Raw genomic sequence first — 26,445 nt, forward strand, 5'->3', positions numbered from 1 at the left:
GGCGGGGATGGCGGGGGCGATCGCGTTGTTCTGAAAGTCAGAATTGAGAATTTCGGAAGAATGGCGGGCGATTTTGCGGGGCTTTCGCGCCCGCGCCTTGTCTCCTCGCGTCGTCAGGCCACCGGTGCCTCGGCGCGCGCGCCCACGCGGAACCGCGCGCCGGCATGGCGTTCGGGCAGCGTGTCCTCTGCGCCGAACAGTTTGTGCCGCAGCGTGCCCGGCGCATACGCCGTCTTGTAGAGCCCGCGGTTCTGCAGCTCGGGCACGATCAGTTCGACGAAATCCTCATAACTTTCGGGCACTACCGTGCGGCTCAGGTTGAATCCGTCGACGCCGGCTTCGTCGACCCAGGCCTGCAGTTCGTCGGCGACTTGCGCAGCACTGCCGACGATGGCCGGATAGCGTCCGCCCAACTCGAACATCTCCAGCAGCTTGCGGCGCGTCCAGCCGTGCTGCTTTGCCGTGCGCGCCGCCGATTCGATCGCGTTGCCGCCTGCGTAGTCCACCGGCGCGTCGAGATCGTATTGCGCGTAGTCGACACCGGTGCTGGCCGCGAAGTGGGCGAGGCCGGCTTCGCGGCTCGCGTAGTGCAGATAGTCCGCGTATTTTTCGCGCGCTTGCGCCGAGGTCGCGCCGGGCACGACGGCCGCGCCCACGAAAACTTTCACGTCGTCGGGCCGGCGGCCCGCGCGCACCAGTTCCTCGCGCAGCGTGCGCACGGTTTCGCGGGCGGCCTGGCGGTTGGGCGGCGAGATGAACACGCACTCGGCGTGGCGCGCGGCGAAACGCTGGCCGCGCCCGGAACTGCCGGCCTGGAACAGCACCGGCGTGCGCTGGGGCGACGGCTCCGCGAGATGGTAGCCGTCCACGTTGTAATAGCGCCCCGCGTGCTGCACGCGATGCAGTTTCGCCGGATCGGCGAACACGCGCGCGGCCTTGTCGCGGCGCACGGCGCCTTCTTCCCAGCTGCCTTCCCAGAGCTTGTAGAGCACGTCGAGATATTCGTCCGCGCGATCGTAGCGCTCATCGTGCGGCAGTTGTTCGGCGAGTCCCATCGCGCGGGCGGCGCTGTCGAGGTAGCCCGTCACGATGTTCCAGCCGATGCGCCCGCCGGTCAGATGATCGAGCGTCGAGAAACGCCGGGCGAGCAGATAGGGCGGCTCGTACGAGAGATTCACCGTCACGCCGAAGCCGAGATGCGAGGTCGCGGCCGCCATCGCGGAGACGAGCAGCGTCGGGTCGTTGACCGGCAACTGGATCGACTCGCGCAGCGTCACGTCCACGTCGTGCCGGTAGACGTCGTAGACACCGACGATATCGGCGAGAAAGAGGCCGTCGAACAGGCCCCGTTCGAGCGTGCGCGCGAGATTCGTCCAGTAGGGCAGCAGCCGGTAGTCGGTCGAGCGGTCGCGCGGATGGGTCCAGAGCCCGTGATTGATGTGCCCCACGCAGTTCATGTTGAACGCGTTGAGGAGGACAGGCTTGCGCGGCGCGGTCATCAGATCGCTCCGTGCCGCGGCGGCAGGACGTCGTTCAGGAAGTAGTTGCCGATGGCGTGATATTTCCAGCGGACGGGGTCGTGCAGCGTGTGCGTGCGCGCGTTGCGCCAATGGCGGTCGAGGTTGTGGGCGGCGCGCGTGGCGGACGAGCCGGCCAGCTCGAAGAGCTTTTCGCTGGCTTCGAGCGCGATGCGCGTGGTCAGCACCTTGGCCTCGGCGACGGCTACCGAGGCGCGCGCGCTTGCTTCGGCGTCCACACGTTGCGCCGCGATTGCGTCGAGCGTGCGTGCCGCTTCGAGCAGGACTTCGCGCGCCGCGTGCAGATCGATCTGCACGCGGCCCACGTCGGCGATGATGTAAGGATCGTCGGCGGCGCGCGTGACGCCCGAATCGATCCAGGGCCGCGCGCGTTTGCGCACGAATTCGAGCGCGTCGGCCACGGCCGCCTCGGCGATGCCCTGGTCGATGGCTGCCTGGATCAGTTGCGAGTTCGGGCCGTAGAGTCCCGGACGGGTCGCGAGCTTCCAGATGGGCAGGACGTCGTCGGGGTCGACCGGCACGTCTTCGAAGATGACCGTGCCGCTCGCCGTGGTGCGCTGCCCGAACGAGCCCCAGTCGTCGATGATGAGGAGACCTGATGCGTCGCGCGGCACCCAGACCTGCACGGCGCGGCCCGCGTCGTCCACGGCGCGGGCGGGCACGCGATGCGCGAAGAGCGCGCCGGTGGAGTAGTAGCGCGTGCCGGAAAGGCGCAGGCCTTGCGGCGTTTCGGCAAGAAGCGTGGAGCCTTGCAGGATCGTCGCGGCGTCGGCTGAGCGGCGCTCCGGCCCGGCATTGCCGAAGCGGCGGCCCGCGAGCGCTTCGCCGTAGAAGCGGCGCTTCTGCGCCGGCGAGCCGATCTCGCGCAATACGCCTGGTACGCCGAAATGATTTTGCGGAATCTGCCCGAACGCGGGATCGGCGGCGCAGAGGATCGCGAAGACTTCGGCGAGCGTCGCGTAGGAAACGTCGGCGCCGCCGTATTTGCGCGGCACCGTGATGCCGCCCAGACCGCCTTCGGACCACAGGTCGAGTTCGTCCCACGGCAGCGTGCGTTCGCGGTCGCGCTGCGATGCGCCCGGCGCGATGGCCGCGGCGAGGGCGTGCGCCGCTTCGAGCGCTTCGGCGTCGCTGGCGATCCGGCGCACGCGCGAGGGATCGGGAAGACGAGGCAAACGCGCCCCGTCGGAGGCAATGACGGAGAGGGACATGGAGATCCGGTTCGAAAAGGCCGATGGACTGTGGTGGCCCGCGCGCATGTCGTTGCGTACCGTTGCGCGCCGTGGCCGGCGGCCGACACGTCGAGTGGGCCTGTCATTCATTGGAACAGCGGGCGCCGCGATTCCCTACCACTAAATCGTCGATTGCATATGCGCTTTCTTGCTATGCCGCCGCCGCTACGCCGGGACAGACGCCTCGGCCTGGGCGCCTGCGCGCGCCGCCGCTTCTTCCCGCTTGATGCGCTCGATGTCGCGAAAGCGCGCGGCCATATTCTCCCGCGGCAATCTCAACCCAACGGCTCGTTCCCCGGCGCAATTCGCCTGGAGATGACCGCTCCGGTCCAAAGGACTATATCGTTTAAAGACGATTGATCCGCTGCGCAATATCAATTCGCCAGTCTGTCTCCAACAAAACGAAAAAAAATCCGCCATTGTTTTCCGTATCGCTCAATTCGGCGATGTCGGTAACTGTCATTAGGGCGAAAAGTACGCCATTGCGGGCATTACCATTCCTTCTTCCAGGTAATATTCGAAACCGCTGGCGCCGCTAATCCCGATGGACGAATCGTCTTGAATCGCGGTTTGTAGGCTAATTGAAAACTGGTAATCCGTTTTAATTGACTCATTGATTAAGTTGGCTTAGGCTTCGTCGTTATTGTTCCTGGGGCAATCCCTTACGGCGGGTTCGCGAATGCACGTGTTTTCCGGTTTCTGCACCAGAAAGTCGCTTTCAGCACATGCCCGCTTGCGGGCCCTGACGCAATACGGGTGCATGATCGGCGCGGCCTGGTTGATGGCGGCGTGCGCGGTCGGGCCGGACTACCAGAAGCCGGAAGTGGTGATCCCCACCAGCTTCAAGGAAGGGGTGGACTGGCAGCGTGCGCAGGTCAATCCGCAAGCGTCGCTCTCGAGCACATGGTGGCTCGACTACAACGACCCCAAGCTCACGGAGCTGATCGAACAGTCGTTCAAGGCCAACCAGTCGATTGCCCAGGCGGAAGCCGCATACCGGCTCGCCCAGGCGACCGTGGAGGCCAGCAGGGCGAGCTTTTTCCCGACCATCGGCGCGGAGGCGGCCGGCACGCGCGTGGGGTTCGGCTCGGGCGCGGCGCAGCTCCAATACGGTAGTTCGGCGTTGTCGGGGGCGTACAACACGATCAATGTCAATGCCACGGCGAGCTGGGAGCTCGACCTGTGGGGGCAGTTCCGGCGCGAGCTCGAATCGAGCAAGGCGAGTGCGCAGGCGAGCGATGCCCAGCTTGCCGGCGAGCGCCTTTCCATTGCCGCGAGCATCGCGACCGACTACTTCGAGCTGCGCCAGGCCGATATCGATATCGACCTTCTCAAGCAGCAGGAGCAGATCGATAGCCGTATCCTCGAAATGACGCGCGCGAGCTATACACGCGGCATTTCGTCGTCCGATGACGTGCTGAACGCGCAAGATACGCTCGAACTCGTGGTCGCTCTTTTGCAGTCGACACAGACCTCGCGCGAGCAGGACGAGCATGCGATTGCGGTGCTGATCGGCGTGCCGCCCGGCAATTTCTCGCTCGAACCCAACGTGGATTATGCGTTCGCCGCGCCGGCCGTGCCGCTCGCCTTGCCGTCACAACTGCTCGAACGGCGCTATGACGTGGTGAGCGCCGAACGTACGGCCGCCGCGGCAAACGCAAAGATCGGCGTGGCCGAAGCGGCGTTCTTCCCGACGCTCACGCTCTCGGCCGAGGGCGGCTTCGAGCACAACGCGCTTGCCAACCTGTTCATGGTGCCGAACCGTTTCTGGACACTTGGCCCGACGCTCGCAGGGACGATTTTCGACGGCGGCGCCCGCACGGCCGCGGTACACGAAGCGCGCGCGACCTACGACGAAGATGTGGCGGCCTACCGGCAAGCCGTGCTGGGCGCGTTCGAGAACGTCGAGGACAGTCTCTCGTCGTGGAATCACCTGCAGCAGCAGCAAGATGCCTACGCGAAGATCTATCAGCGCAACCAGCAGCTTTTCAGCAGCGAGCACGCGCAGTTCACCATCGGCACGGCCAGCGAGCAGGATCTGCTGAACCAGCAGCTCACGCTGCTGACCGCCCGGGAGAACCTCGTGGATACGCAGGCGCTGCTGACCGAAGCCAGCGTCGTGCTGATCAAGAACCTCGGCGGCGGCTGGCAGTGGGATGACGCCAGCGGGCACGCGGCCAATGCAGTTGCGTCGGCGGCGCAAGCGCCGGTCGCAGCGTCCGGTTCGACACTTGCGCCGCAGTGAGGCCGGTATTCACGGGGCTCTCCGCGCGGCGCTAGGCTCGGGGCAATGCGCTGTCCCTGCGCGGCAAGACGTGCCGCGGGCAGTTTATCCACAGCGGCAAGCAGGTCCCCGGTGGGCCTGGAAAGCCGGCCCGGAAAGCGGGCCTGGCCGTTGCCGGCTGTCTTGTACTCATTCGCAGTCCTTTCTCTTTCAACGATCATGCAAGCATGGTGTCCCATGACGTTATTGCCTGTGCGCGCGTCCCTGCTGTCCTTAGGCCTACTCGCCCTCGCGGGCTGCGACAAAAGCAGCCCGCCGCCTCCGCCGCCGCCGCAGGTGAGCGTCGTCAAGGCCGAGCCCCAGAATGTTCCGCTCAAGCGTGACCTCGTCGGGCGGCTCTCGGCCTGGTACAGCGCCAACGTCACGGCCCGCGTTTCCGGCGTGCTGCTCAAGCGCGTCTATACGGAAGGCGCCACCGTGAAGGAAGGGCAGTTGCTGTTCGTGATCGATCCGGCCTACTACCAGTCGGTGCTCGACAACGATCTCGCGACGCTCGCCGAGGATCAGGCCACGTACGTCAACGACCACGTCACGGCGGTGCGCTATCGCCAGTTGCTGCCGGTCGGTTCGGTCTCGCAACAGACGGTGGACAACGCGGACGCCGCGGAGCGTAGCGCGGCGGCCAAGGTCAAGGCGGATCAGGCGGCTATCAACGGCGCGCGCCTGAGTCTCGGCTATACGAAGGTGACGTCGCCGATCAGCGGCATCGCGGGCCAGCAGCAGGTCACGGAGGGCGCGGTGGTGGGCTCCAGCACGGCCGACGCCGGCACGGGCGGCACGCTGCTCACGACCGTGCAGCAGATCGATCCGCTCTATCTGAACTTCACCATCAGCGCCGCCGATCTGGTCACGCTGAGGCAGGCGCAAAGCCAGGGCAATGTCGCGCTGGCCTCGCAGAATGCGACGACGGTGCAGATCACGCTGCCCAACGGCAGCCCCTACGACCAGACCGGCACGCTCGACTTTTCCGACGTCACCGTGAACTCCACCACGGGAGCGGTCAACCTGCGCGCGCGGATTCCCAATCCGCAGCATCAGTTGCTGCCCGGCATGTACGTGTCGCTCACCGTCGACCTTGGCCAGCACAACGGCGTGTACCTGATTCCGCAGCAGGCTATCCAGCGCGATACCGTGGGTGCTTTCGCGATGGTGGTCGACCCGAGCGGCAAGGTCGCGCGCAAGGACGTCGAAGCCAGGGACGCCGATGGCAACAACTGGATCGTCACGGGCGGGCTCGCCGAGGGCGACGAGGTGATCGTCAAGGGACTGCAGAGCGTACACGAGGGCGTGTCCGTCAAGGCGAGCGCATGGCAGCCGGATTCGGCGGGCGCCGCTCCGGCATCGGGGGCTCAGGCCGCCGGTGCGAAGTCGTAAGGAGTCCGCCCCATGCCACGCTTTTTTATCGATCGCCCGGTCTTTGCCTGGGTGATCCCCATTTTGATCTGTCTGATCGGCGCCATTTCGCTTTCGCGCATGGGGATCGATTCGTATCCCGACATCGCGCCGCCGCAGGTGACGGTCACCGCGACCTATCCGGGCGCGAACGCCGCCACGATGGAATCGACGGTCACGCAGGTGATCGAGCAGCAGCTTACCGGCATCGACAACCTGCTGTACTTCAGTTCGACGTCGAACAGCAACGGCACGGCGACGATCACGCTGAGCTTCGCCACCGGCACCGATCCCGACATTGCCGAAGTCCAGGTGCAGAACAAGGTCGCCCTGGCGCAGCCGCTGCTGCCGACCGAGGTGACGCAGCAGGGCGTCGTGGTGGCCAAGGCGAGCCCCGACATTCTGATGTTCATCAGCTTGCAGTCCAGCAACCCGGCTATCGATGCGGCCCGGCTCTCCGACCTCGTCGCTTCGCAGATCCAGCCGGTGATCGCGCGGATCAACGGCGTGGGCAATACGTTCATGCTCGGTTCGGAATACGCGATCCGTATCTGGCTCGATCCGGACAAGCTGCAGGGCTATGGTCTTTCGACCACCCAGGTGCTGAACGCGGTCAACGCGCAGAACGCGCAGTTCGCGACGGGCTCCGTGGGGGCGGACCCGGCGGTGAAGGGGCAGGTATTCACGGCGACCGTCTCCGGCGACACGTTGTTCTCGTCGATCGAGCAGTTCAAGAACATCATTCTGGTGACCACCAACGACGGTACCGTGGTGCATCTGGGCGACGTCGCCCGCATCACCTTCGGCGCGCAGTCATACGGCTCTTCGGCGGCCTACAACGGCCACTCCGCGGGCGGCATGGGCGTGTACCTGCTGCCCGGCGCCAATGCGCTGGCCGTGGCGAAAGCGGTCAAGGCGGAAATGGCGACTCTCGCCAAGGACCTGCCGGCGGGCGTGACGTGGGACGTGCCTTACGACACCACGCCGTTCATCACGGCGTCGATTACCGACGTGGTGCGCACGCTGATCGAGGCGATCATCCTCGTGTTCTTCGTGATGCTGATTTTCCTGCAGAACATCCGGGCGACCATCATTCCCACGCTGGTCATTCCGGTGGCCCTGCTTGGCACCTTCATCGGCCTGAAGGCGCTGGGCTTCTCCCTGAATCAGCTCACGCTGTTCGGCATGGTGCTCGCGATCGGGATCGTGGTGGACGACGCGATCGTGGTGATCGAGAACGTCGAGCGCATCATGACCGAGGAGAAACTCAGTCCAAAGAAGGCGACGCGCAAGGCGATGGGGCAGATCACCGGCGCCATCATCGCCATTACGGTGGTGCTGGCCGCGGTGTTCGTGCCTTCGGCTCTGCAGCCGGGCGCAACCGGCATCATCTACGCGCAGTTCGCCATGACCATCGCCATTTCGATGGGTTTCTCGGCCTTCCTCGCGATGTCGTTCACGCCGTCGCTGTGCGCAACGATCCTCCGGCCCGAGCACAACGCGGATTCGCACTTCATCTTCCGGTGGTTCAACCGGGGCTTCAACCGGCTCAGCAACACGTACTTTGGCCAGGTGGGGCGCGCGGTGCGCCATGCGCCGCGCTGGATGATACTGTTCGTGCTCGTGGCGGCGCTGGCCGGGTTCCTGTACGTGCGTATGCCGACCTCGTTCGTTCCCGACGAGGACCAGGGCTTCATGCTGGCGATCGTCAATCTGCCTTCCGGCTCGACGCTGCAGCGCAACGACGCGGTCATGGCGGAGATCGGCGACAAACTGCAGCACAGTGACATCGCCCGTGACATTGCCGGCGTGTTCGACGTGAAGGGTTTCAGCTTCGTGGGGCAGAGCGAAAACGTCGGCATGGTCTTCATCAAGCTGACCGACTGGGGCAAGCGTTCGCGTTCGGCCATGCAGTTGATCCCGGAGGCCAACAAGGTCCTGCACAGCATTAACGACGCGCAGATCTTCGTGGTGAACCTGCCGACCATTCGCGGGCTGAGCCAGTTCGGCGGGGTTGACATGTTCCTGCAGGCGCGCGCCGGGCAATCGCGCGCGCAGCTCGGGCAGGCCGAACAGACGCTGCTGGGCGAAGCAGGCAAGAGCCCCGAGCTTTATGGCATCCGCCCGAACTCGCTGCCCGAGGCGCCGCAATTGCAGGTGGCCGTGGACCGCGTGCAGGCCTCGGCCATGGGCCTTTCGCTGACCGACGTCTACAACGCGCTGCAGATGCAACTGGCGCCGTACTACATCGACCAGTTCACGTACGCGGGCCGCGTGAAGCGCGTCTATCTGCAGGCCGACGCGCCTTTCCGGATGAACCTCGACGCGCTGCAGCACATTTACACGCCAAGCGGCGTGACCAGCAGTTCCTCCGGCAGCACCAGTTCGAGCGCCACGACCACGGCCGTCAATGCGAATGGCTACGTCACGCCGTCCAATCCGTCGGTCAGCAACAGCGCGATCAGCCCGTACAACATGGTGCCGCTCTCCAGTGTCGTGAAGGCGAACTGGGGTGTGGGCCCGCAGGCGCTGCCGCGCTATAACGGCTATTCGGCGATCGAGATCGTCGGCAACTCGGCGCCCGGTTATTCCACCGGCCAGGCAATGCAGGTGATCACGCGCATCATCGACAAGTCGCTGCCGCCAGGCTTCGCCGCGGACTGGACCGGACAGTCGTATCAGGAAATCCTGGCGGGGAACGCGGCCACCTTGCTGATGATTCTTTCGGTGTTTGTCGTGTTCCTGTGTCTCGCCGCGCTCTACGAGAGCTGGTCCATCCCGGTTGCGGTGCTGCTGGTGGTGCCGCTGGGCCTGCTCGGCATGCTGACCTTCTGCGATCTGCGCGGCATTCCTAACGATATCTACTTCAAGATTGGCATGGTCACGGTGATCGGGCTGGCGGCGAAAAACGCGATCCTGATTGTCGAGTTCGCCGTGGACGGCCAGGCGCAGGGCATGACGCTGTTCGACGCCACGCTGAACGCGGCCAAGCTGCGCCTGCGGCCTATCCTGATGACTTCCATGGCGTTCATTCTCGGCGTGCTGCCGCTCGTCTTGTCGAGCGGCGCGGGCGCGTCGTCGCGGCACGAGATCGGCACCGGCGTGATTGGCGGCATGATGTTCGCCACATTCTTCGGCTTGCTGCTGATTCCGGTGTTCTACATCACGGTGCGCCGTGTGCTGGGCGACAAGCTCGATGAAGTCTCGAAGAAGATTCATCATGCCGATGACGACGATGACTGACGTGCGAATGCCCGGCTCCGGCCGGGCACTTGCCTGTCGGCAGGCGACGGGTCGCGACACGCTCAGGTGAGGTTCAGGCCGCCATCGGAAAGCAGGATTTCCCCGGTCAAATAATCCGAGGCGACGAGCATTGAAACGATCTGGGCGATGTCCTCCGGACTGGCCGCCCGGCGCATTGGGGCCCGTTCTTTCCAGAGCTGCTGCGCCTGAGTCCAATCCGCTGTGAGAGGCGTATCCACGAGGCCCGGAGCAACGGCATTGACCCGGATGTCCGGGGCAAGCGAAAGCGCCAGCAGGCGGGTGACATGATTCAATGCCGCCTTGGTCGCGGCATAAGGAATGGACGCACCCTTGGGCCGCACGCCGGCGTGGGAGCTCACGTTGACCACGCAACCCGGCTTTCCTCGCCTTGCGGCTTCGCGAAGCGCGGACTGGGCTTCGGCTATTAACCGAAACGGCGCTACGACGTTGACCTCATGCAGTTCATGCCAGACCTCAGGCGTTGCCGCCGCCATGTCCGCGTGAGCGATAACGCGGCTGATGCCCGCATTGTTGACGAGGACGTCCAGCCGGCCCGAGATCGCTATGGCTTCCCGGACCAGCTTTACCCGGTCGGCGTCATCTGCCAGATCCGCTTGCACGTAAGCGGCCGATCCCAGCTCGCGGGCCAGCGTACGGCCGGTTTCCGCCGAGATGCGCGAATGCAGGACAACAAAGTAACCGTCCAGCGAGAGGCGTCGTGCAATTGCCTCGCCAATACCAGAGGTCGAGCCGGTAACAAGAGCGACAGGGGGCGAAGATGGCATGGTGGACAGGGATTGTGGCCCATGCGCCTTTGGACATTGAAGGCGCATCGATGCTGGCCGTTTATTAACTCGGTGACGGATTGTCTGCGATTTAGCCGATTGTGTCGAATGTCCCCACCTCGCGGCATCTGCACCGATGCGGGATCGCCAGTCATTTTCCCGGCGTCCAGATAACGGCGTGCCACGGAGAATAAGGCGTCGCGGAGAAGCCCACGATCTGGCCGCGATTATTGATCGTGTCGGCGCCGCTGGTGTTGCCGCCAGGGAGTTCGCCCAGGTCGGTCATCACGCCGTTTTCATACAGGAAAGCGTGAAAGTTTCCAGTTGCATTGGTCGACGAGCCGACTATCTGGCCGCGCTCGTTGATCCCGGAAGCGGCGCTGATGCTGCCGCCGGGCAGCGTGCCCAGGTCGGTCATCACGCCGTGCTCGAACAAAAAGGCGTGCTCGTACCCGGCTGGCGTGGACGCCTGGCCGACCACCTGGCCGCGATCATTGATCGCGAAAGCGTCGCTGCTGTTGCCGCCGGGTAGCGTGCCCAGGTCGGTCATCACTCCGTTTTCATATAGAAAGGCATGGTCGTTGCCACTGCTTGCGCTCGTGGACCAGCCAACCACCTGGCCGCGCTCGTTGATCCCGTAAGCCGCGCTGAAGTAGCCGCCAGGGAGCGTGCCGAGATCTTTCACGACGCCTTTATCGAACAGAACGGCCTGAGTGTCCGTGAGTGAGTTGAGCGACCAGCCGACCACCTGGCCGCGACTGTTGATTGAGTTGGCGACACTGGTGTTGCCATTGGGCAGGGTGCCCAGATCGGTCATCACGCCGTGTTCGAACAAAAAGGCGTGCTCGTTCAACAGGGCGTGCTCGTTCCCGCCCAGGGACGACGAGCCGACTATCTGGCCGCGGTCATTGATTCCGGAAGCGGCGGAATTGGTGCCACCGGGAAGCGTGCCCAGGTCGGTCACCTTTCCATTTTCAAACAGGGTGGCGTGCTGATCCCCGTTCGAGAGGTTCGAGAAGCCGACGACCTGGTCGCGCTCGTTGGTTCCGCTTGCCTGACTCGTGTTGCCAGGAAGCGTGCCGAGATCCTTGATCGTAAAACTTTGCGCGTCAGCGGGCTGGAATGCGGCAGGCGCAAGCAGCGTGAAAATAATCAGGGTGCGGTGAATGGAGGGTGTCTGGCGAATTGACCTGCATGCGAGTTGCATAGTAATCCCCTTTCCAGTCATTGGAAATCAGATTAAAGGAGGCAGGTAAATAGAAGTCATCGACCAGTCTAGTCTACGGAATGCGTTTTTCAACCGGTCGTTGTACGCGAGCGAGAAGACATGCGAAAGACCGGGAGCGATGCCATCGGCACTCACGCAGACGCTAACACCAGCACTAAAAAAGGCTCGCCTGCCCCGAAGTTATCGTTTCGAAATCGTCGCCCACAAAGAGCAGGATCGCATCCGCAACGGGTTGCAACTGGCGCGCCACATAGAACGCGTAATCGATCGGCGCCGCCAGCGTTTCCAGCGGCTGCGGCCCGGCCACGGTCATCACGTAGCTGATCCATCCGCCGTTCTGGTACTGCAGCGGCCGTCCCTTTTCGCGATTGAATTCGTCGGCCACGCGCGCCGCGCGCACGTGAGGCGGCACGTTGCGCTGGTAGTCGCTCAACGGACGGCGCAGGCGCTTTCTGTAGACGAGCTGATCGTCGAGTTCGCCGCTCAGGGTTCGGCGCACGTAGTCGCGAATATAGTCGGCGTAGGGCTCGCGCCTGAAAACGCGGCGGTACAGCTCGCGCTGGAACTGCTGCGCAAGCGGCGTCCAGTCCGTGCGTACGGTTTCGAGCCCCTTGAACACGATGTCCTCGCTGCCGTCCTTCGCGCGCGTGAGCCCCGCGTAGCGCTTCTTGCTGCCTTCCTCAGCCCCGCGCACGGTGGGCATGAGAAAACGCGAGTAGTGCCGTTCGAATTGCAGTTCGAGTGCGCTGTCGAGCCCGTAGCGCTCGCGCAACTCCGCCGTCCACCAGGCATTGACGTGCTCGACGAGCGCGTTGCCGGTCCGCACGGCATCGGCTTCGGCGTAGGGGCGCTTGAGCCAGACGAACGTCGAGTCGGTATCGCCGTAGATCACGTCGTAGCCCTGCGCTTCGATGAGTTCGCGCGTCTTGCGCATGATCTCGTGCCCGCGCATCGTGATCGACGAAGCGAGCCGCGGGTCGAAGAAGCGGCAGCCGGTCGAGCCGAGCACGCCGTAAAACGCGTTCATGATGATCTTCAGCGCCTGCGAGAGCGGCGCATTCTGCTGGCGCTTGGCCTGATCGCGGCTTTCCCAGACCTGTTTCACGATCTCGGGAAGACAGTGCTTGCCGCGCGAAAATCTCGCGCCGAGAAAGCCCGGCACGGACTGCGGATCGGACGGGTCGCGCAGGCCCTCGATCAGGCCGACGGGATCGATGAGAAAGGTTCGGATGATCGACGGATAGAGGCTCTTGTAGTCGAGCACCAGCACCGAATCGTAGATGCCGGGGCGCGAATCCATGACGAAGCCGCCGGGGCTGTTTTCGCCCGTGACGTCGCCGAGATTCGGCGCGACATAGCCGAGGCGATGCATTCGCGGCAGGTACAGATGCGAGAAGGCCGCGACCGACCCGCCGCTGCGGTCGACGGGAAGTCCTGTCACCGAAGCGCGTTCGAGCAGAAAGGCCATGAGCTCCGTCTTCTCGAAGATGCGCGTAACAAGTTCGCAATCCTTGAGGTTGTAGCGCGCGAGCGCGGGCTTGTCCTCGTCGAAGCGGCGCTGGATCTCGTCCATGCGCTGATACGGATTGTCGATCGATTTGCCTTCGCCCAGCAGCGCCTGCGCGACGTATTCCAGGCTGAACGACGGGAAGCTCCATGTGGCCGAACGCAGCGCCTCGATGCCGTCGATAATGAGGCGGCCTGCCGCCGCGGCGAAATAGTGCTGCTGCCGCATGCCATGCTCGCGCCATTCCATCGCCTCGCCGCCGCGCCCGAGGCGCAGGGGCACACCATATTTTTCAGCGTGCTCGCGCAGCACGCGCAGATCGAACTGCACGAGATTCCAGCCGATGATCGCATCCGGGTCGTGCCGCGCCATCCACGCGTTCAGGCGCTCCAGCATCTGCGCGCGGTTTTCGCAGTACTCGAACTGGAAATCGATCGCGCTCGCGTGGCCGTTCTCCGGTCCGAGCATGAAGACCTGGCGTTCGCCGCAGCCTTCGAGCGCGATCGAATAGAGCTCGCCCTGAGCGCTCGTTTCGATGTCGAGCGAGACCAGTTTCAGGCGCGGGCGATATTGCGTCGCCGGCTTCAGCTCGCCGTTCATCAATCGGCCTGCTTCGTCGGGCTCGCCGCGAAAGAGAACCGGTGCCGTGATGAAGCGCTCCATCATGTAGCGATCGGGAGGCTGAATATCGGCTTCATATACGTCGACGCCGGCCTGCGCGAGCCGTTTGGCAAGACCCACGAGCGGGCGATATTGCGGCACGTAGAGCCCGAGCACAGGGCGCCGGCGAAAGTCTTCGAGCGAGAGCGGGCGAAGCTCGACACGCGCTTCGCCTTTGAGCACCCGCGCGGCATCGGGTGCCTGGTCGGCCGGGATGAACGCGACCGAGGGTTGCGGACGCAAACGCAAGAGGCGTGGCCCGGTTTGCGTGGATAGCCAGAATTCGACCTCGGTATGCGTGCCGGCATCGCGCCAGTGGCGCGTCAGAATGTAACCCTCCTGGAAATCGGTCAAAGCTTTACCCAGCAGTCCGTGTGATCTGCGATGATTTTAATACGCCGGTGCGGCACGACGAGGCCGCGGCTTGGGGATGCGGCGCGGGCTCGCGTCGATGTCGATGTTTTCTTGCGCGCAACACGGATCACCGGCTGGCTTCTTCCATCGCCAACGCGATAAACGCCTGGGTTGCCGCACTGCGCCAGGCTTCCTTTCTCAATAGCAGCGCGGCCGTTCGCTTGGGAGGTGCGGGCTTCAATTCCACGAGGCAAAGCTCCTTGTGGTCACGCGTAATATCGGCAGGCAATATTGTCGCGAGCTTGCTCCGGCTTACCAGTTCAATAACGGCGCTGATCGAATTCGCCTCGATCGCGATACGCGGCGCAATGCCGTGCTGCCGGCAATACCGGTCAATGTAATGGCGCGTCGCGAAGTGGTCGTTTAGCAGAACCAGCGCCTCGTTCCTGAACTCCTTCAGCGTCAGCGGCGCACGGGTTTTGGCATGCGGATGCGTCTTCCCGACCACCATGGCCAACGCCTCCACGAAAAGCACCTGCGCTTCGATATCGGGGGACTGGATATCGTCGAATGCGATGCCCACATCGAGCTCGTCTTCGCTCAACAGGGCTTCCATCCGTTCCTGCGACATTTCGATCACATTGAGCGTGAGGTTGGGATAGCGCCGATTGTATTTTTCGAGCAGTGGACCGATCAGGTACGCGGTGAAGGTTGGCGTGGTCGCGAGCCGCAGCGAGCCGCGAGTGAGTTCCTGAACATCGTGTATGGCGCGCTGCCCGGCCTCCAGATCCTGAAGCGCCCGCTGCGCATATCGAACATACGCCTCGCCCGCGTCGGTCAGTTGCACCGTACGACCGGATCGGTCGAACAACTGGGTGCCCAGCATGTCTTCGAGCTGCCGGATCTGTTGCGACAGCGTTGGCTGAGACACGTGCAATGCCTCGGCCGCACGCGTGAAATTGCGGTGTTTTGCGACAGCAAGCAGGTAGCGAATATGTCTGAGCAGCATGACCGGGCGGGTTCGAGGTATTGGTGTTGCCTATGGAGTGTATAGCAAGCCGGTCTTGGACTCGATAACGGGATCGGCGCATTCTTCGCTCATCGGTTGAACGACACCATCTGATGGAGCGAACCATGCAAGAGATCATCGACGGCTTCCTGAGATTTCAGCGCGATGCATTTCCGAAGCGCACTGAACTGTTCAGGGAACTGGCCACCTGCCAGCATCCGCAGACCTTGTTCATCTCGTGTTCCGACAGCCGGCTCGTGCCCGAACTCGTCACTCAGCGTGAACCCGGCGATTTATTCGTCATCCGAAATGCTGGAAATATCGTTCCGTCCTATGGTCCGGAACCGGGCGGTGTAAGCGCGACGGTCGAATACGCGGTAGCCGGACTCAGAGTGGCCGACGTGGTGATCTGCGGTCACTCCGATTGCGGCGCCATGACCGCGATCGCGACCTGCAAATGCATGGATCACATGCCCGCGGTCCGCAGTTGGCTGAACTACGCGGATTCGGCGAGGGTGGTCAACGAAGCGCGCGAGCATGCCAGCGAACACGAGCGTGTCGATTCGATGATCCGGGAAAACGTAATCGCCCAGCTTGCCAACATCAAGACGCATCCTTCCGTGCGCCTCGCTCTCGAACAAGGCCGCCTCGCACTGCACGGCTGGGTGTACGACATCGAGACTGGTTCGATCGAGACGTTCGACGGCACGAGCCACTGCTTCGTCCCGCTCGCTGAACATCCGGGTGTTTGCGCGACACCGGCCCGAGCCGACGCCAGGGCTTGAATCGCTATTTCCCCTTCATTTCACCACCAGGAGAACTATCATGACCCAGTCGCTGTGCATCAAAGCCCCTCGTGAAGCTCTTACCGAAACGATTCTGGACGCGAAGATCAGCAAGGATCTCACGTTCGAGCAGATCAACGAAGGCACCGGTCTTGGCCTCGCGTTCGTCACGGCGGCGCTTCTCGGACAACATGCCCTGCCGGCCGACGCGGCGAAGGTCGTGGGCGAGAAGCTGGACCTTGACGAAAGCCAGATTCGCCTGCTGCAAACGATACCCTATCGTGGCAGCATCCCCGGCGGCTTGCCCACCGATCCGACTATCTACCGCTTCTACGAGATCATTCAGGTGTACGGAACGACCCTGAAGGCGCTCATTCACGAAATGTTCGGCGACGGGATCATCAGCGGGATCAACTTCAAGCTGGATATCAAGAAGGTGCCCGATCCGGATGGCGGCGAACGAGCCGTGATCACGCTGAATGGCAAGTATCTGCCGACCAGGCCGTTCTGATGCATCGAGGGGGCGTTTCCATGGCGCCCCTCGATGCCTGGCGGAAACCCGGACATGCAGGCCGCGCCGCTCAGTCGGCCGAAGCGACCAGGCAGCTCCCGCACGAACGCGCCTGGCCTAATCGCAGACGCCCGGCACTCACGGTCGTCTCGCCACCGCAGTCGCACCGGCAAACCCACAAACCATCGCCGGCGTACCGGTCCGTCGTCAGTTGGCCGAACACCTCGCCTCCGCGTAGCGCAGGCGAGCCCGGCCGGGACCGCCACACACGGCGCTGCTCACGGCAGCCGCAATCCCGCGTACGGCCGGCCTCCACCGCGTCGAGCCCCGCGGTCACGTGGGTGCCGCACCGGCACCTCCAGAGCCACACGCCGGCGCCGCGATATTGAAGTGCGACGAGATCGCCGAAGGTCCGACCCGCGACATCGCGATTCGGCGGAAAGGGCCATTCGGGCGGCAAGGAGGGACGGATACGCGGATTCACGAACGATAAATGGGACTCGGTACCCGGCTTTCAAGCCTTGCAGCGGCCGCTTGATCGAGGGGCCATTGAACTCCTTACTGGCAGAATCGGACCCGGCATGTATCTTCTATCACACAATTGACCGATTTTTATGTTGGTGTCGACACCGCCTGGGCCAGTGCGAGGACGCTTTTTCCGTGCCACTTCCGGCTCCCGGGCACGGTGGACCCTATGCAGGGCATCGTTACTGGTATCGTTGACATCGAGGCCAACGCCCCTCGCGCGATCTGAGCGCCAGCGGGCCGCCAAGGACAGAACGCTGTAACGGCCACACTCGCCGGCCTGTGCGCGGGTATCTAACGGGAAGGGAACACGGATATGGCATTCGGACAAGGCAGCGGCCTGCAGCGACAGGTCATCAGCACGCTCGACAACCAGGGGCGCGACGTGATGGGGCTGGACACGCTGGCCTGGAAGTACCCGGACAGCAGTATCGTGTCCGGCTCCCTGCTGACCGTGGAATCGAACCACTTCTGCGTGCTGAAAAGCCGCGGCGCAGTGCTCGACGTCTACGAGACCGGTCAGCATCAGGTCATCACACCGGACAAGCCGATCCTCGGCAATATCGTGCAGGGCTTTTTCAGCGGCAGCTCACCGTGGCAGTACGAAACCATCTACGTCCAGCGCAGCAAGCTGCTGGCGCAGAACAAGGGCATCGCCACCTCGAAAGAGATGGCGATCATGGAATACACCGTTGACTATTACGTCCATGTCGACACGAAGGACGATGCGGTCAAGCTCATCACGCACATGCCGTTCGCCGGCGAACGTATCCCGATCGCGGAGCTGACCGCGTATGCCGGGCCCGTGATCGAACAGGCAATCAACCAGATCGTGCAGGTCACGCCGATGGAGCAGGTCAACGAGCGTATTCACGACATCATCGAGCTTGCAAAGGGACACCTGAGCGAGTTTCTCGACATCTACGGCGTGCATTTGAACGACGTGAAGGTGCTGATCATGCCGCAGGACGCCCGCATGCGCGAACTGATCTCGCTGCGCGCCTTTGGGATGACCGAAGTCGAGGCCGCGCGCATGTACCTTGCGTTGAAGATGGCGGACAAGGGCCTCATTTCCGCACCGAATGCTGCGGCGGGCATGCCGTTCCAGATCGGCGGCGGTACACTGGGCACGTTCGACGCAGGCGCGCTGGGCGGCCTGCCGAAGTAATCTCTCCACCGCGGCGGGCCGGCCGGCCCGCCTTACTTGCGACCGGACAAGCCATGTCCCTGACACCGAACCCCATCGACGACGCCGGCGTGCTCAAGGCGCTACTGGTTAATCTCTACACCGGTTGGGGCTACAACGCTTATCGGCAGGAAAACAAGGACCGGGCCGATGACCAACTCGTCCGCAATGGTGTGTGCGGCTTGCTGGGCGAAGCACGCGCGGCGCTGGCCAGTCGTGCGACAACCATTCGCCGCACGATCCCGACGCCCAGCCGCGAAGTGCCGTTTCCGGGCGTCGAAGAGCGTGCGCAGATCAAGAAACTCGAGGCGATCGGCCGCGATATCGAAGCGGTTGAAGCCCTCATCCGGCATCTGCCTGTTCCCGAGAACGACACGACCTGGCTGCGGCACCGCGCCGAGCGGGAATTTCTCCCGCGCCTGATCGCCGCCGATGAAGCCATGGCCGGCGAGGCGCTGCAATTGCGCGAGTGTGCGTGCAACGGTGCGGATCCCGCGACCGTTGTCGGGAGGATCGAAAAGCTTCGCACGACAATCGCAAACCGCAAAGCCATCCTGTAGCAATGCAGCCGGCGCGGTTTGGCCCGGTCATCGTCACCGGGCTATTCCGGGCAGGAAATCCAAAAACGCTCAAGAGCTATGCTTCGCTTGCGGAACGCCACGATGCACGTCTTGGCATCATTGCCGGACAGGTCCAACACGACTCGGCGAGAAATTCTGGCGTAAGCGACGACCAGATAACCTTCTTCGAACAACAGGCCGATGCCATCGAAGCGGTTCGCTCGGGGGCGATCGATGCATATGCGAGCACCGCTTTGGGAAATCGCATACTTGCCTTAGGCCTTCAGCACCTTCACGTACCGTGCTATGTCGGAAAGACGCATTTGCGCGAGACGCCGGAGCAATTCGTCCTCCGCCGAATTCAGTGCATCGTCGAGGAACCGGTTGACTGCTGACTCCACCGGGCAGGCCGGATTGTCATCCGCCGTACCGATCGCGAATGCGCTCTTGGATGCTATAGCAGCATATATGTCGCGCACGGTGAGATCATCGAGTTCACGACAGAGAGCCCAGCCTCCCCCCGGTCCTGCGATCGACTCTACATAACCGGCTGAACGCAGCGCAGCCATAGTGCGTCGAACCAGCGACGGCTGAGTGTGCAGCATTTGCGCGATCGTCTCGGAGGTGGTTGTGCCGCCGCGCAGATGCATGTGTACGAGTACGTGAAGAAGCCGGGCCAGCCGTGTATCTCGATGCATGTTTTTTGAAGCAGGGTATTCGTGACATTTGATGTTACGATTTCGCGTGACTTAACGCAACCATAGGAGCGCGATCGTGTCTGCATTGACTCAGTCCTTCATCGAAACCAATGGCGTCCGCCTGAGCGTCGCCGTCCAGGGAGCGGGGCCGCTGGTCCTGCTTCTCCACGGGTTTCCTGAAACGTCGTACGCGTGGCGACACCAATTGGCGGGCTTGTCGAGTGCTGGATTTCGTGCAGTTGCTCCGGATCTGCGGGGCTTCGGACTCAGCGATTGTCCGATTGAATCAGGGCGGTATACGACGCTCGACATCATCGGTGACCTGGTGGGGATCATGGATGCGCTCGGAGAGACAAATGCCGTCGTGGTGGGAAATGACTGGGGCGCAACCATTGCGTGGCAGGCCGCGCTGTTGCGGCCCGACCGCTTTCGCGCTGTCGTGGCGCTAGGGGTTCCCATGATGGACCGGGCCCCGATCATGCCGAGCCGGCTATTTCCGCAAACTGAACAAGCGTGGTTTTACACGCATTATTTTTCTCAACTGGGGCAAGCCGAGAGCGAACTTGAGTCCGACGTTGCCGCTACACTGCGTAAGCTCTATTTCTGGGCATCAAGGGACGCCGGCCCGCGCGACCAGAAAACACCGAATCCTTTCGGACTCGTGGCACGGCAGGCGGGACTCCTCGACGCTTTGCCGGAGCCCGCATCGCCACTCACGTGGCTCGAGAAGGCCGACATTGACACTTTTGTGCGGGCATACGAGGTGTCGGGGTTTCGCGGTGGACTGAACTATTACCGCAATCTCGACCGTAACTGGGAATTGCAGGCAGCCTTCATTGGCCTGCCGGTCCAAACTCCCGCCCTTTATCTCGTCGGGGAATACGACACCGGGCTGGCGATTCCGGGTATGCACGAAATCATTAGCGGCATGCGTAAGCTTGTGCCCAACCTGCGAGACTCCCGAATCATTCAGCAAGCGGGTCACTGGCTTCAACAAGAGGCCCCGGATCTCGTCAATGCCGCCGTGATCGAGTTTCTGCACAGCCTTTAGGAGCCGTTGACCGCACGTAGATTATCGGTCGTTCGCTCAAGGGGGAGCAACGACCGTCTCGGGTCGTCTTATATCATTTGCGTGAGATGCCGCCCTCCGGCGATCACCGCGCTCACTCGTGGGGCGGTGGTCGGCCACTTGACGACATTCGTTGTCACGGCTAAACGGTTACCAGAGTGGCTGTTCCACCAAGTAGAGCAGTCATTGAATGGATAGTGGGCGGAGTGGGTGAATACGGGCAACTACGCTGATTCGATACGGTCGACCGAGAATATGTACACTCCGGTTTTGCACCGGTTAGCCGTGACTTCGTTCATTGCGACTTCGCGAAATCCTGGCCAATCATCGCCACCACCGCTTGTTCGCACACTTTCAGGCCCGTCACGGACTGATCGAACTGGTCTTCCAGTTTTCCGAAACTTCCGTAACGGTACGCGGCATCACTATCAATATGAACGCTATTTGCCTTGATGTCGTAGCCGCAGGCGAAGGTCTTGTAGTACATGTCTTGCTTCGTCTTTGCGTCCAGTAGACGGGCACGAACAACAACCCATGGGACGAAATCGGTGGACTCAGGCGGCGACACGTAGCCGAACGATGTGAACCACACGTTCAGGATGGCATCTGCGTTTGTATGAATGTCAGAGTAGTCGTCCGATTTGCCATCCGCTGAAAGTTTGACCTTCTGATTGGTCAGCTTGACAACCTGATACCCGTCTGTGGTGAGGCGCGAGATGATTCCATCGCTGGTCAGTGGAGCAAACAGAATCTTCTGTTCCGCAATTTTCTGTGCGTAAGTCTTCGAATGACTACTGTTGATACCGGCTTGCACGAGCCCGCCAACAAGGCCAAACGCACCTGCGGCGCCCCCCAGATTCCAGACATTTTCGGCAGCCGGCTCGTTCACCTGAAGAATAGCGATGGAGTGCAACCCCTCACGATTTTGGGCAGCAAGTTCGCTCTTGGGTAAAGATACACATCCCGCCAGGAACGTTATGCAGAGAGCAGAAGTCGCTAGCCCGGTCCTGGAAATATATTCATTTTTCATAGTGTGGTCCATTCTTCTTTTATACGGAAAATCCTCTGGGGGAGTCGCACCACGGATGTGCTAATGGTTCGTCCATGCGGACCCGAGAGGACAGGATTAATATCGGCAGAACACGCATATACTTTAGGAATGACGCTTTCGACCGGAGTCGGGACCGGTCGAAAACGGATATCGCGTATTCACCTATTCGATCAGCACTCGTTGCTTTGGACACACACTGGATCTCCCTTCAACTGAAAGGAGATTGTTGCGAGTGTGCCATCCAATACCGGTTCGTCGCGGGTGCCGTGGAACAAAGGGAGATTGACCGGTCGATCAGAAGCCGCCGTTGAAGCTCAAGGAGATTTGGGCGATCCGAGCCTGCAGCTTTCGTTCCGCGTGCGGGATCTGGCCATGTTCAATCTCGCCATCGACAGCAAGCTTCGGGCGTGTGATCTGATGAAGTTTCGGGTGCGAGACGTCTGTCACAGGGAGCACATCGCCAACCGCGCGACGGTCGCCTTCGGATCGACTTGTACCTTCTGCATGAAGCGCGTGCCTCGGTCAGGTTCTTGTGCCAGTGGCGTAAAGATGGTCGACGCAATATGCGCTACCGTTCAACTGATTCTTCTCACAGGCATTCCACATGCATTTTGCCCCCGTATTCTCCCCGCGCAATTGAACGAGATATTCCTTACGCAGGGCCTCGTCTGAAGCACTCCAGTCCTTCATCGCCTTGACCTTTACCGCAAACTGAATCTGATACTTGTCCCATTCATCAGCAGCCCATAGTTGTCCGCACGTCGGACATCGCAGAAGCGCTCTCCAGTCCACAGCATCCACACGCTGGAAGCCGGGAAACAGTGCCAGCAAAGTCCCGTCAATCCTGCGAATTGCTGGCTGATCGTGGCAATCACATTTCATAGGCTTCCCGCAGTCTCTCATCGCTGAAAGAAGGTAACAGCGATAGCACGGATTAGGTCGTCAACCCTCGTCTGCTCCACTTCGGAAATCTCTGTCCGACAATTGGCTCGTAGTGTTCGTAGCGCTTCATGCAGAGCACCCCAATCGTCCGTTAGCCCGCTTGTCAGCGGCCACGCGCGCAGCAAGTGGCGTAAGGGACGTGCGGCGCGACGTTCGCACCCTATGTCGAAAAGTTCGGAGCATCCAGCGTTGATGTCGGCAGGAAACATTGATCGATTTTCGTCGGGTACGCGTGGCGCCTACGGTCTCGTTCTGTGCTCACCTGAATGGCAAGCACCAGTGCCAGAAGAACCCAAACCTAGGAATAAAAAGTCTCGCCTCGGTTCAGCATGTCGACGAATTCCTCGATCTTGCGCGCGCGTGTTTCCGGCTTTTTCGCATTCTGTACCCGAAACAGGATCGCATAACGATTGCGGCTGTTAAGCGTCGCAAAGAATTTCCTGGCTTTCGGATTGGCGTCGAGCGCAACCTGCAGATCGTCCGGCACTATCGAGTGACTTGCCGACGTATAAGCGGCCTCCCAGCGGCCGTCTTTCCTGGCCTTGTCGATCTCCCTCAAGCCTTGGGGACGCATTCGGCCCGCAGCGATCAGCGCTTCAGCTCTCGTTTTGTTGAGTTGGGACCAGAGGCTTTTCGGTGAGCGCGGGGTGAAGCGTTGTAACCAGTATTCCTCGCTCCCGGCCTGTTTTTGACCATCAATCCAGCCATAGCAGAGGGCGCTTTCCGTCGCCTGTGCGTAAGTCAAGGCAGGCTGCCCGGCGCCCTTTTTCGACAGGCGCAGCCATATTCCGGTCGAAGTGCCGCCGTTATGCTCCAACCAGCTTTCCCATTCAGTCTGGCTGCCAAATGCTAGAGGGACTTCAGTCATTGAAATGTCGCAAATGGTCGAGTAGGGGCGGGGCGTTCCGCGTGCAGTCTAGCAGCGTTTAACAGACTCCTATCTCGTGCTTCTGCGGAAGGCCAGCCGCTCAGTCGCCGCTCGCCGGACGACATCGCCGTCCGGCCGTTTGACTTTTAAGACGACCGGTCATATTATCCGCTCATGTCTCGAACCGCCGACAAAACCGACATCCCCAACCGCCTGATCCGGGCGGGGCGCGAGCTCTTTTCGCGCCAGGGCTACAACGCCACCGGCATCCAGCAGATCACCGATCACGCCGGCGTGCCGAAGGGTTCGTTCTACAACCATTTCGACAGCAAGGAGGCCTTCGCGGTCGAAATCATCGCGCAGTACGCGGCCTATCTGCAGCGATCGTGGGAGACCATGATCGAATCCGCGCCGCCGCAGCCGATGGCCGCGATCCGCTATGTGTTCGCGCAGATGATCGCGTATCACGAACGCCGGACGATGCAGGCCGGCTGCCTCGTCGGCAACTTCGCGGCGGAGATCGGGCTTGCCAGCGACCCGTGCCGTGTCGCGCTGCTCGAAGCGCAGTTCGCCTGGCGCGAGCGCCTTGCCGGAATGATCAGCCGCGCGCAGGCGCACGGCGACATTCGCGACGACGTGGCGCCGGCTGCGTTGTCGGGCCTCGCGTGGGACGCGTGGGAAGGCGCGCTGCTGCGCGTGAAGCTCGAGCGCTCGGTCGAGCCGCTGCGCCAAAGCGTCGACCTGATTCTCGATCAGTTGTTTCCGCCTGTTATCCGGGCTGCCGCCCCCATCAAACCAACCTCGGAGTAGTCCTCAACATGGGTGTCCAGACCGAAGCCTGTCTCACCGACGCATTGTTCCAGCCGATCAAGCTCGGCAAGCTCGAACTCGCGAACCGCATGGCCATGGCGCCGCTCACGCGCAGCCGCGCCGACGACAGCCTTGCGCCGACCGATATGGTCGTCGAGTACTACCGTCAGCGCGCCAGTGTCGGCCTCGTCATCGCCGAAGCGACGCAGGTCTCCGAGACGGCCCAGGGCTATACGCATACGCCGGGCGTTTACACCGCCGACCAGATCGCCGCGTGGAAGAAGGTGACCGATGCCGTACACGCGAAGGGCGGCAAGATCTTCGTGCAGCTCTGGCATACGGGCCGCATGTCGCACACGCACTTCCAGCCGGATCGCCAGGCGCCGGTCGCGCCTTCGGCGATTGCCGCGAAGGCCAAGACCTATATCGCCGACCAGGGCTTCGTTGACTGCTCGGAACCGCGCGCGCTCGCAACGGCCGAGATCGCCGGCATCGTCGACGATTTTCGCACCGCCGCGGCGAAAGCCATCGAGGCCGGATTCGACGGCATCGAGATTCACGGCGCACACGGCTATCTGATCGACGCCTTCCTGCGCAACGGCTCGAATCACCGCGCCGATGAGTACGGCGGCAGCATCGAGAACCGCGCCCGCTTCCTGCTGGAAGTCATGGCCGCCGTGATCGGCGAGATTGGCGCGGAGCGCGTCGGCATTCGCTTGTCGCCGGTCTCGCCGGTCAACGATTCGTCGGAAAGCGATCCGCAGCCCCTGTTCGAATATGTGGTGCGCGAGCTGGAGAAATTGCACCCGGTGTACATCCACGTTGTCGAAGGGCACACGGGCGGTCCGCGCGACAATGCGCCGTTCGACTACGAAGCGCTGCATCGCCTGTACACGGGCGTGTGGATGCTGAACAACGGCTATACGAAGGAGATGGCCGTCGACGCGCTGCAGAGCGGCCGCGCCGACATGATCTCGTTCGGCCGCGCGATGATCACGACACCGGACCTGCCGCGCCGTTTTCGCGAGAATGCGCCGCTCAACCCGCCGTTCAAGGACGCTTCGCTGTATGGTGGTGCCGGTGCGCACGGCTACGTCGATTATCCGGCGCTGGCGTGACGCGGTGCGAGTGAGCGCCTGATTCGATCCCTCAAGCCACGCAGGACAACGGGAGAAGTGCGATGTCGACGGACTGGAAGCATGGCTATGCGTACACCAATGGCATCCGGATGCACTACGTCGAGGCCGGAAGCGGGCCGCTCGTGCTGCTGTGCCACGGCTGGCCCGAATCGTGGTACTCGTGGCGCCATCAGATCGGGGCGCTCGCCGATGCGGGCTTCCGGGTGGTCGCCATGGATCAGCGCGGATACGGCGACACCGACGCGCCGCTCGCGATCGATTCGTATCACGTGCTCAACCTCGTGGGCGATCTGGTCGGCCTCGTGCGCGCGCTGGGCGAGCAGGAGGCGATTCTTGTCGGGCACGACTGGGGCTCGATCGTCGTGCAGTACGCTTCGCTGTTGCGCCCCGATCTGTTCAGCAAGCTTGCGCACTTGAGCGTGCCGTATCTGCCGCGGCACAAGCTGCGGCCGGCGGTGCGCTTCGATGCCGGCACGCAGGAGCGGGACTTCTATCAGCACTATTTCCAGGAGCCGGGGAAGGTCGAGCGGGAACTCGAACTGGACGTCCATCGCTCGCTGCTAGGAGTGCTGTACACGGCGTCCGGCGATGCGCAATTCGACGAAGCGCACAAGCGGATCAGCTTCGCGCGATTCGAAAAGGGCACGCGGATCATCGACAACCTGGCGATTCCGGACAGGCTACCCGACTGGCTGCCGGCCGAGGACCTCGACTATCTGGTCGGGCGGTTCCGGCTGTCCGGTTTTCGCGGCGGGATCAACTGGTACCGGAATCTGGACCGGAACTGGGAGATGACGCCGTTCCTCGACGGCGCGAAGATTCTGCAGCCGACGCTGTTCATTGCCGGCGAACTCGATGGCGTGCTGAAAATGGCGAAAGACGAGTACGCGAATCTGTCGAGCAACGTGCCGAATCTCGTTGGCAATCATCTCATCGCGCGCGGCGGGCATTTCATCCAGCAGGAGAAACCCGAAGCGGTGACGCGCTTGCTGCTGTCGTTCCTGACAAGAGGGTGACAGCTTCCGTCGTGCTCACGCATTCATCGTTC

At 62.4% G+C, this 26,445-nt stretch carries 20 protein-coding genes and 2 pseudogenes; 13 read left to right on the forward strand and 9 right to left on the reverse strand.

Annotated features, from left to right (window positions below; genetic code table 11):
- Positions 1-113: 113 nt before the first annotated feature.
- Together V8683_RS25585 and V8683_RS25590 are read right to left on the reverse strand one after the other, a co-directional pair.
- Positions 114-1,499 (reverse strand): LLM class flavin-dependent oxidoreductase, encoded by a 1,386-nt coding sequence (locus V8683_RS25585; RefSeq protein ID WP_411193111.1) that lies wholly within the window; start codon positions 1,497-1,499, stop codon positions 114-116.
- Positions 1,499-2,749: an SfnB family sulfur acquisition oxidoreductase gene (locus tag V8683_RS25590; protein ID WP_411193110.1), complete on the reverse strand. Its 1,251-nt coding sequence runs from the start codon at positions 2,747-2,749 to the stop codon at positions 1,499-1,501. Before V8683_RS25590 ends, V8683_RS25585 begins: the two co-directional genes overlap by 1 nt.
- 754 nt (positions 2,750-3,503) lie before the next feature.
- Between V8683_RS25590 and V8683_RS25595 the strand changes: the two genes are divergently transcribed.
- From V8683_RS25595 to V8683_RS25605, 3 genes are all read left to right on the forward strand, one after another.
- Positions 3,504-5,015 (forward strand): efflux transporter outer membrane subunit, encoded by a 1,512-nt coding sequence (locus V8683_RS25595; RefSeq protein ID WP_462880686.1) that lies wholly within the window; start codon positions 3,504-3,506, stop codon positions 5,013-5,015.
- 315 nt (positions 5,016-5,330) lie between these two features.
- Complete coding sequence (locus tag V8683_RS25600; protein ID WP_411193108.1) at positions 5,331-6,428, forward strand: efflux RND transporter periplasmic adaptor subunit; 1,098 nt, start codon at positions 5,331-5,333, stop codon at positions 6,426-6,428.
- Positions 6,429-6,440: 12 nt separating this feature from the next.
- A complete protein-coding gene (locus V8683_RS25605; protein ID WP_411193107.1) occupies positions 6,441-9,689 on the forward strand; it encodes an efflux RND transporter permease subunit in 3,249 nt (1,082 codons plus the stop codon).
- A 62-nt stretch (positions 9,690-9,751) separates the two neighbouring features.
- Here V8683_RS25605 and V8683_RS25610 read toward each other — a convergent pair whose 3' ends face one another.
- From V8683_RS25610 to cynR, 4 genes are all read right to left on the reverse strand, one after another.
- Positions 9,752-10,495 (reverse strand): SDR family NAD(P)-dependent oxidoreductase, encoded by a 744-nt coding sequence (locus tag V8683_RS25610; RefSeq protein WP_411193106.1) that lies wholly within the window; start codon positions 10,493-10,495, stop codon positions 9,752-9,754.
- Between the two features lie 151 nt (positions 10,496-10,646).
- Positions 10,647-11,702, reverse strand: coding sequence for an HAF repeat-containing protein (locus V8683_RS25615; RefSeq protein WP_411193105.1), 1,056 nt, complete (start codon positions 11,700-11,702; stop codon positions 10,647-10,649).
- Positions 11,703-11,877: 175 nt separating this feature from the next.
- Positions 11,878-14,244, reverse strand: coding sequence for a DNA polymerase II (locus V8683_RS25620; RefSeq protein ID WP_411193104.1), 2,367 nt, complete (start codon positions 14,242-14,244; stop codon positions 11,878-11,880).
- Positions 14,245-14,371: 127 nt separating this feature from the next.
- A complete protein-coding gene (gene cynR, locus V8683_RS25625) occupies positions 14,372-15,253 on the reverse strand; it encodes a transcriptional regulator CynR (protein ID WP_411193103.1) in 882 nt (293 codons plus the stop codon).
- A 125-nt stretch (positions 15,254-15,378) separates the two neighbouring features.
- On the opposite strand from cynR, the gene V8683_RS25630 reads away from it, so the two are divergent.
- From V8683_RS25630 to V8683_RS25650, 5 genes and pseudogenes are all read left to right on the forward strand, one after another.
- Positions 15,379-16,038 carry a carbonic anhydrase gene (locus V8683_RS25630; RefSeq protein ID WP_411193102.1) on the forward strand — a complete coding sequence of 220 codons (660 nt, stop codon included), beginning with the start codon at positions 15,379-15,381 and terminating at the stop codon, positions 16,036-16,038.
- Between the two features lie 40 nt (positions 16,039-16,078).
- Positions 16,079-16,549: a cyanase gene (gene cynS / locus V8683_RS25635; protein ID WP_411193101.1), complete on the forward strand. Its 471-nt coding sequence runs from the start codon at positions 16,079-16,081 to the stop codon at positions 16,547-16,549.
- Positions 16,550-17,390: 841 nt separating this feature from the next.
- Positions 17,391-18,242, forward strand: coding sequence for an SPFH domain-containing protein (locus tag V8683_RS25640; RefSeq protein WP_411193100.1), 852 nt, complete (start codon positions 17,391-17,393; stop codon positions 18,240-18,242).
- Between the two features lie 53 nt (positions 18,243-18,295).
- The gene (locus V8683_RS25645) at positions 18,296-18,820 is read left to right on the forward strand and encodes a hypothetical protein (RefSeq protein WP_411193099.1); all 525 of its coding nucleotides are present in this window, start codon (positions 18,296-18,298) and stop codon (positions 18,818-18,820) included.
- 41 nt (positions 18,821-18,861) lie between these two features.
- Positions 18,862-19,095: pseudogene (locus tag V8683_RS25650) on the forward strand (transporter substrate-binding domain-containing protein); the annotation flags it as partial.
- On the opposite strand, the gene V8683_RS25655 reads toward V8683_RS25650, so the two are convergent.
- Positions 19,096-19,518, reverse strand: coding sequence for an Rrf2 family transcriptional regulator (locus tag V8683_RS25655; RefSeq protein WP_411193098.1), 423 nt, complete (start codon positions 19,516-19,518; stop codon positions 19,096-19,098).
- A 76-nt stretch (positions 19,519-19,594) separates the two neighbouring features.
- On the opposite strand from V8683_RS25655, the gene V8683_RS25660 reads away from it, so the two are divergent.
- Positions 19,595-20,569 (forward strand): alpha/beta fold hydrolase, encoded by a 975-nt coding sequence (locus tag V8683_RS25660; RefSeq protein WP_411193097.1) that lies wholly within the window; start codon positions 19,595-19,597, stop codon positions 20,567-20,569.
- Positions 20,570-20,882: 313 nt separating this feature from the next.
- Here V8683_RS25660 and V8683_RS25665 read toward each other — a convergent pair whose 3' ends face one another.
- Positions 20,883-21,617: a hypothetical protein gene (locus V8683_RS25665; protein WP_411193096.1), complete on the reverse strand. Its 735-nt coding sequence runs from the start codon at positions 21,615-21,617 to the stop codon at positions 20,883-20,885.
- 255 nt (positions 21,618-21,872) lie between these two features.
- Between V8683_RS25665 and V8683_RS25670 the strand changes: the two are divergent.
- Positions 21,873-22,115, forward strand: a pseudogene (locus tag V8683_RS25670) (integrase); the annotation flags it as partial.
- 763 nt (positions 22,116-22,878) lie between these two features.
- Here the strand turns inward: V8683_RS25670 and V8683_RS25675 are convergent.
- On the reverse strand, positions 22,879-23,448 hold the full coding sequence (locus V8683_RS25675) for a YdeI/OmpD-associated family protein (protein ID WP_411193095.1): 570 nt from the start codon (positions 23,446-23,448) through the stop codon (positions 22,879-22,881).
- Between the two features lie 174 nt (positions 23,449-23,622).
- Here V8683_RS25675 and V8683_RS25680 point away from each other — a divergent pair, with 174 nt between their 5' ends.
- The 3 genes from V8683_RS25680 to V8683_RS25690 all read left to right on the forward strand — a co-directional run bounded on the left by V8683_RS25680 (position 23,623) and on the right by V8683_RS25690 (position 26,413).
- Complete coding sequence (locus tag V8683_RS25680; RefSeq protein WP_411193094.1) at positions 23,623-24,258, forward strand: TetR/AcrR family transcriptional regulator; 636 nt, start codon at positions 23,623-23,625, stop codon at positions 24,256-24,258.
- An 8-nt stretch (positions 24,259-24,266) separates the two neighbouring features.
- Positions 24,267-25,376, forward strand: coding sequence for an alkene reductase (locus tag V8683_RS25685; RefSeq protein WP_411193093.1), 1,110 nt, complete (start codon positions 24,267-24,269; stop codon positions 25,374-25,376).
- Positions 25,377-25,438: 62 nt separating this feature from the next.
- On the forward strand, positions 25,439-26,413 hold the full coding sequence (locus V8683_RS25690) for an alpha/beta fold hydrolase (protein WP_411193092.1): 975 nt from the start codon (positions 25,439-25,441) through the stop codon (positions 26,411-26,413).
- Positions 26,414-26,445: the final 32 nt, after the last annotated feature.

It is taken from the genome of Paraburkholderia sp. AV2, assembly GCF_054968425.1.

Excerpts from the sequence above, each read along its gene's own strand:
- V8683_RS25675 (WP_411193095.1), bottom strand. The coding sequence starts at position 23,448 with ATGACTGAAGTCCCTCTAGCATTTGGCAGCCAGACTGAATGGGAAAGC.
- V8683_RS25585 (WP_411193111.1), bottom strand. The coding sequence starts at position 1,499 with ATGACCGCGCCGCGCAAGCCTGTCCTCCTCAACGCGTTCAACATGAAC.
- cynR (WP_411193103.1), bottom strand. The coding sequence starts at position 15,253 with ATGCTGCTCAGACATATTCGCTACCTGCTTGCTGTCGCAAAACACCGC.
- V8683_RS25630 (WP_411193102.1), top strand. The coding sequence starts at position 15,379 with ATGCAAGAGATCATCGACGGCTTCCTGAGATTTCAGCGCGATGCATTT.
- V8683_RS25605 (WP_411193107.1), top strand. The coding sequence starts at position 6,441 with ATGCCACGCTTTTTTATCGATCGCCCGGTCTTTGCCTGGGTGATCCCC.
- V8683_RS25690 (WP_411193092.1), top strand. The coding sequence starts at position 25,439 with ATGTCGACGGACTGGAAGCATGGCTATGCGTACACCAATGGCATCCGG.
- cynS (WP_411193101.1), top strand. The coding sequence starts at position 16,079 with ATGACCCAGTCGCTGTGCATCAAAGCCCCTCGTGAAGCTCTTACCGAA.
- V8683_RS25685 (WP_411193093.1), top strand. The coding sequence starts at position 24,267 with ATGGGTGTCCAGACCGAAGCCTGTCTCACCGACGCATTGTTCCAGCCG.
- V8683_RS25610 (WP_411193106.1), bottom strand. The coding sequence starts at position 10,495 with ATGCCATCTTCGCCCCCTGTCGCTCTTGTTACCGGCTCGACCTCTGGT.
- V8683_RS25665 (WP_411193096.1), bottom strand. The coding sequence starts at position 21,617 with ATGAAAAATGAATATATTTCCAGGACCGGGCTAGCGACTTCTGCTCTC.
- V8683_RS25615 (WP_411193105.1), bottom strand. The coding sequence starts at position 11,702 with ATGCAACTCGCATGCAGGTCAATTCGCCAGACACCCTCCATTCACCGC.
- V8683_RS25590 (WP_411193110.1), bottom strand. The coding sequence starts at position 2,749 with ATGTCCCTCTCCGTCATTGCCTCCGACGGGGCGCGTTTGCCTCGTCTT.
- V8683_RS25680 (WP_411193094.1), top strand. The coding sequence starts at position 23,623 with ATGTCTCGAACCGCCGACAAAACCGACATCCCCAACCGCCTGATCCGG.
- V8683_RS25645 (WP_411193099.1), top strand. The coding sequence starts at position 18,296 with ATGTCCCTGACACCGAACCCCATCGACGACGCCGGCGTGCTCAAGGCG.
- V8683_RS25655 (WP_411193098.1), bottom strand. The coding sequence starts at position 19,518 with ATGCATCGAGATACACGGCTGGCCCGGCTTCTTCACGTACTCGTACAC.
- V8683_RS25640 (WP_411193100.1), top strand. The coding sequence starts at position 17,391 with ATGGCATTCGGACAAGGCAGCGGCCTGCAGCGACAGGTCATCAGCACG.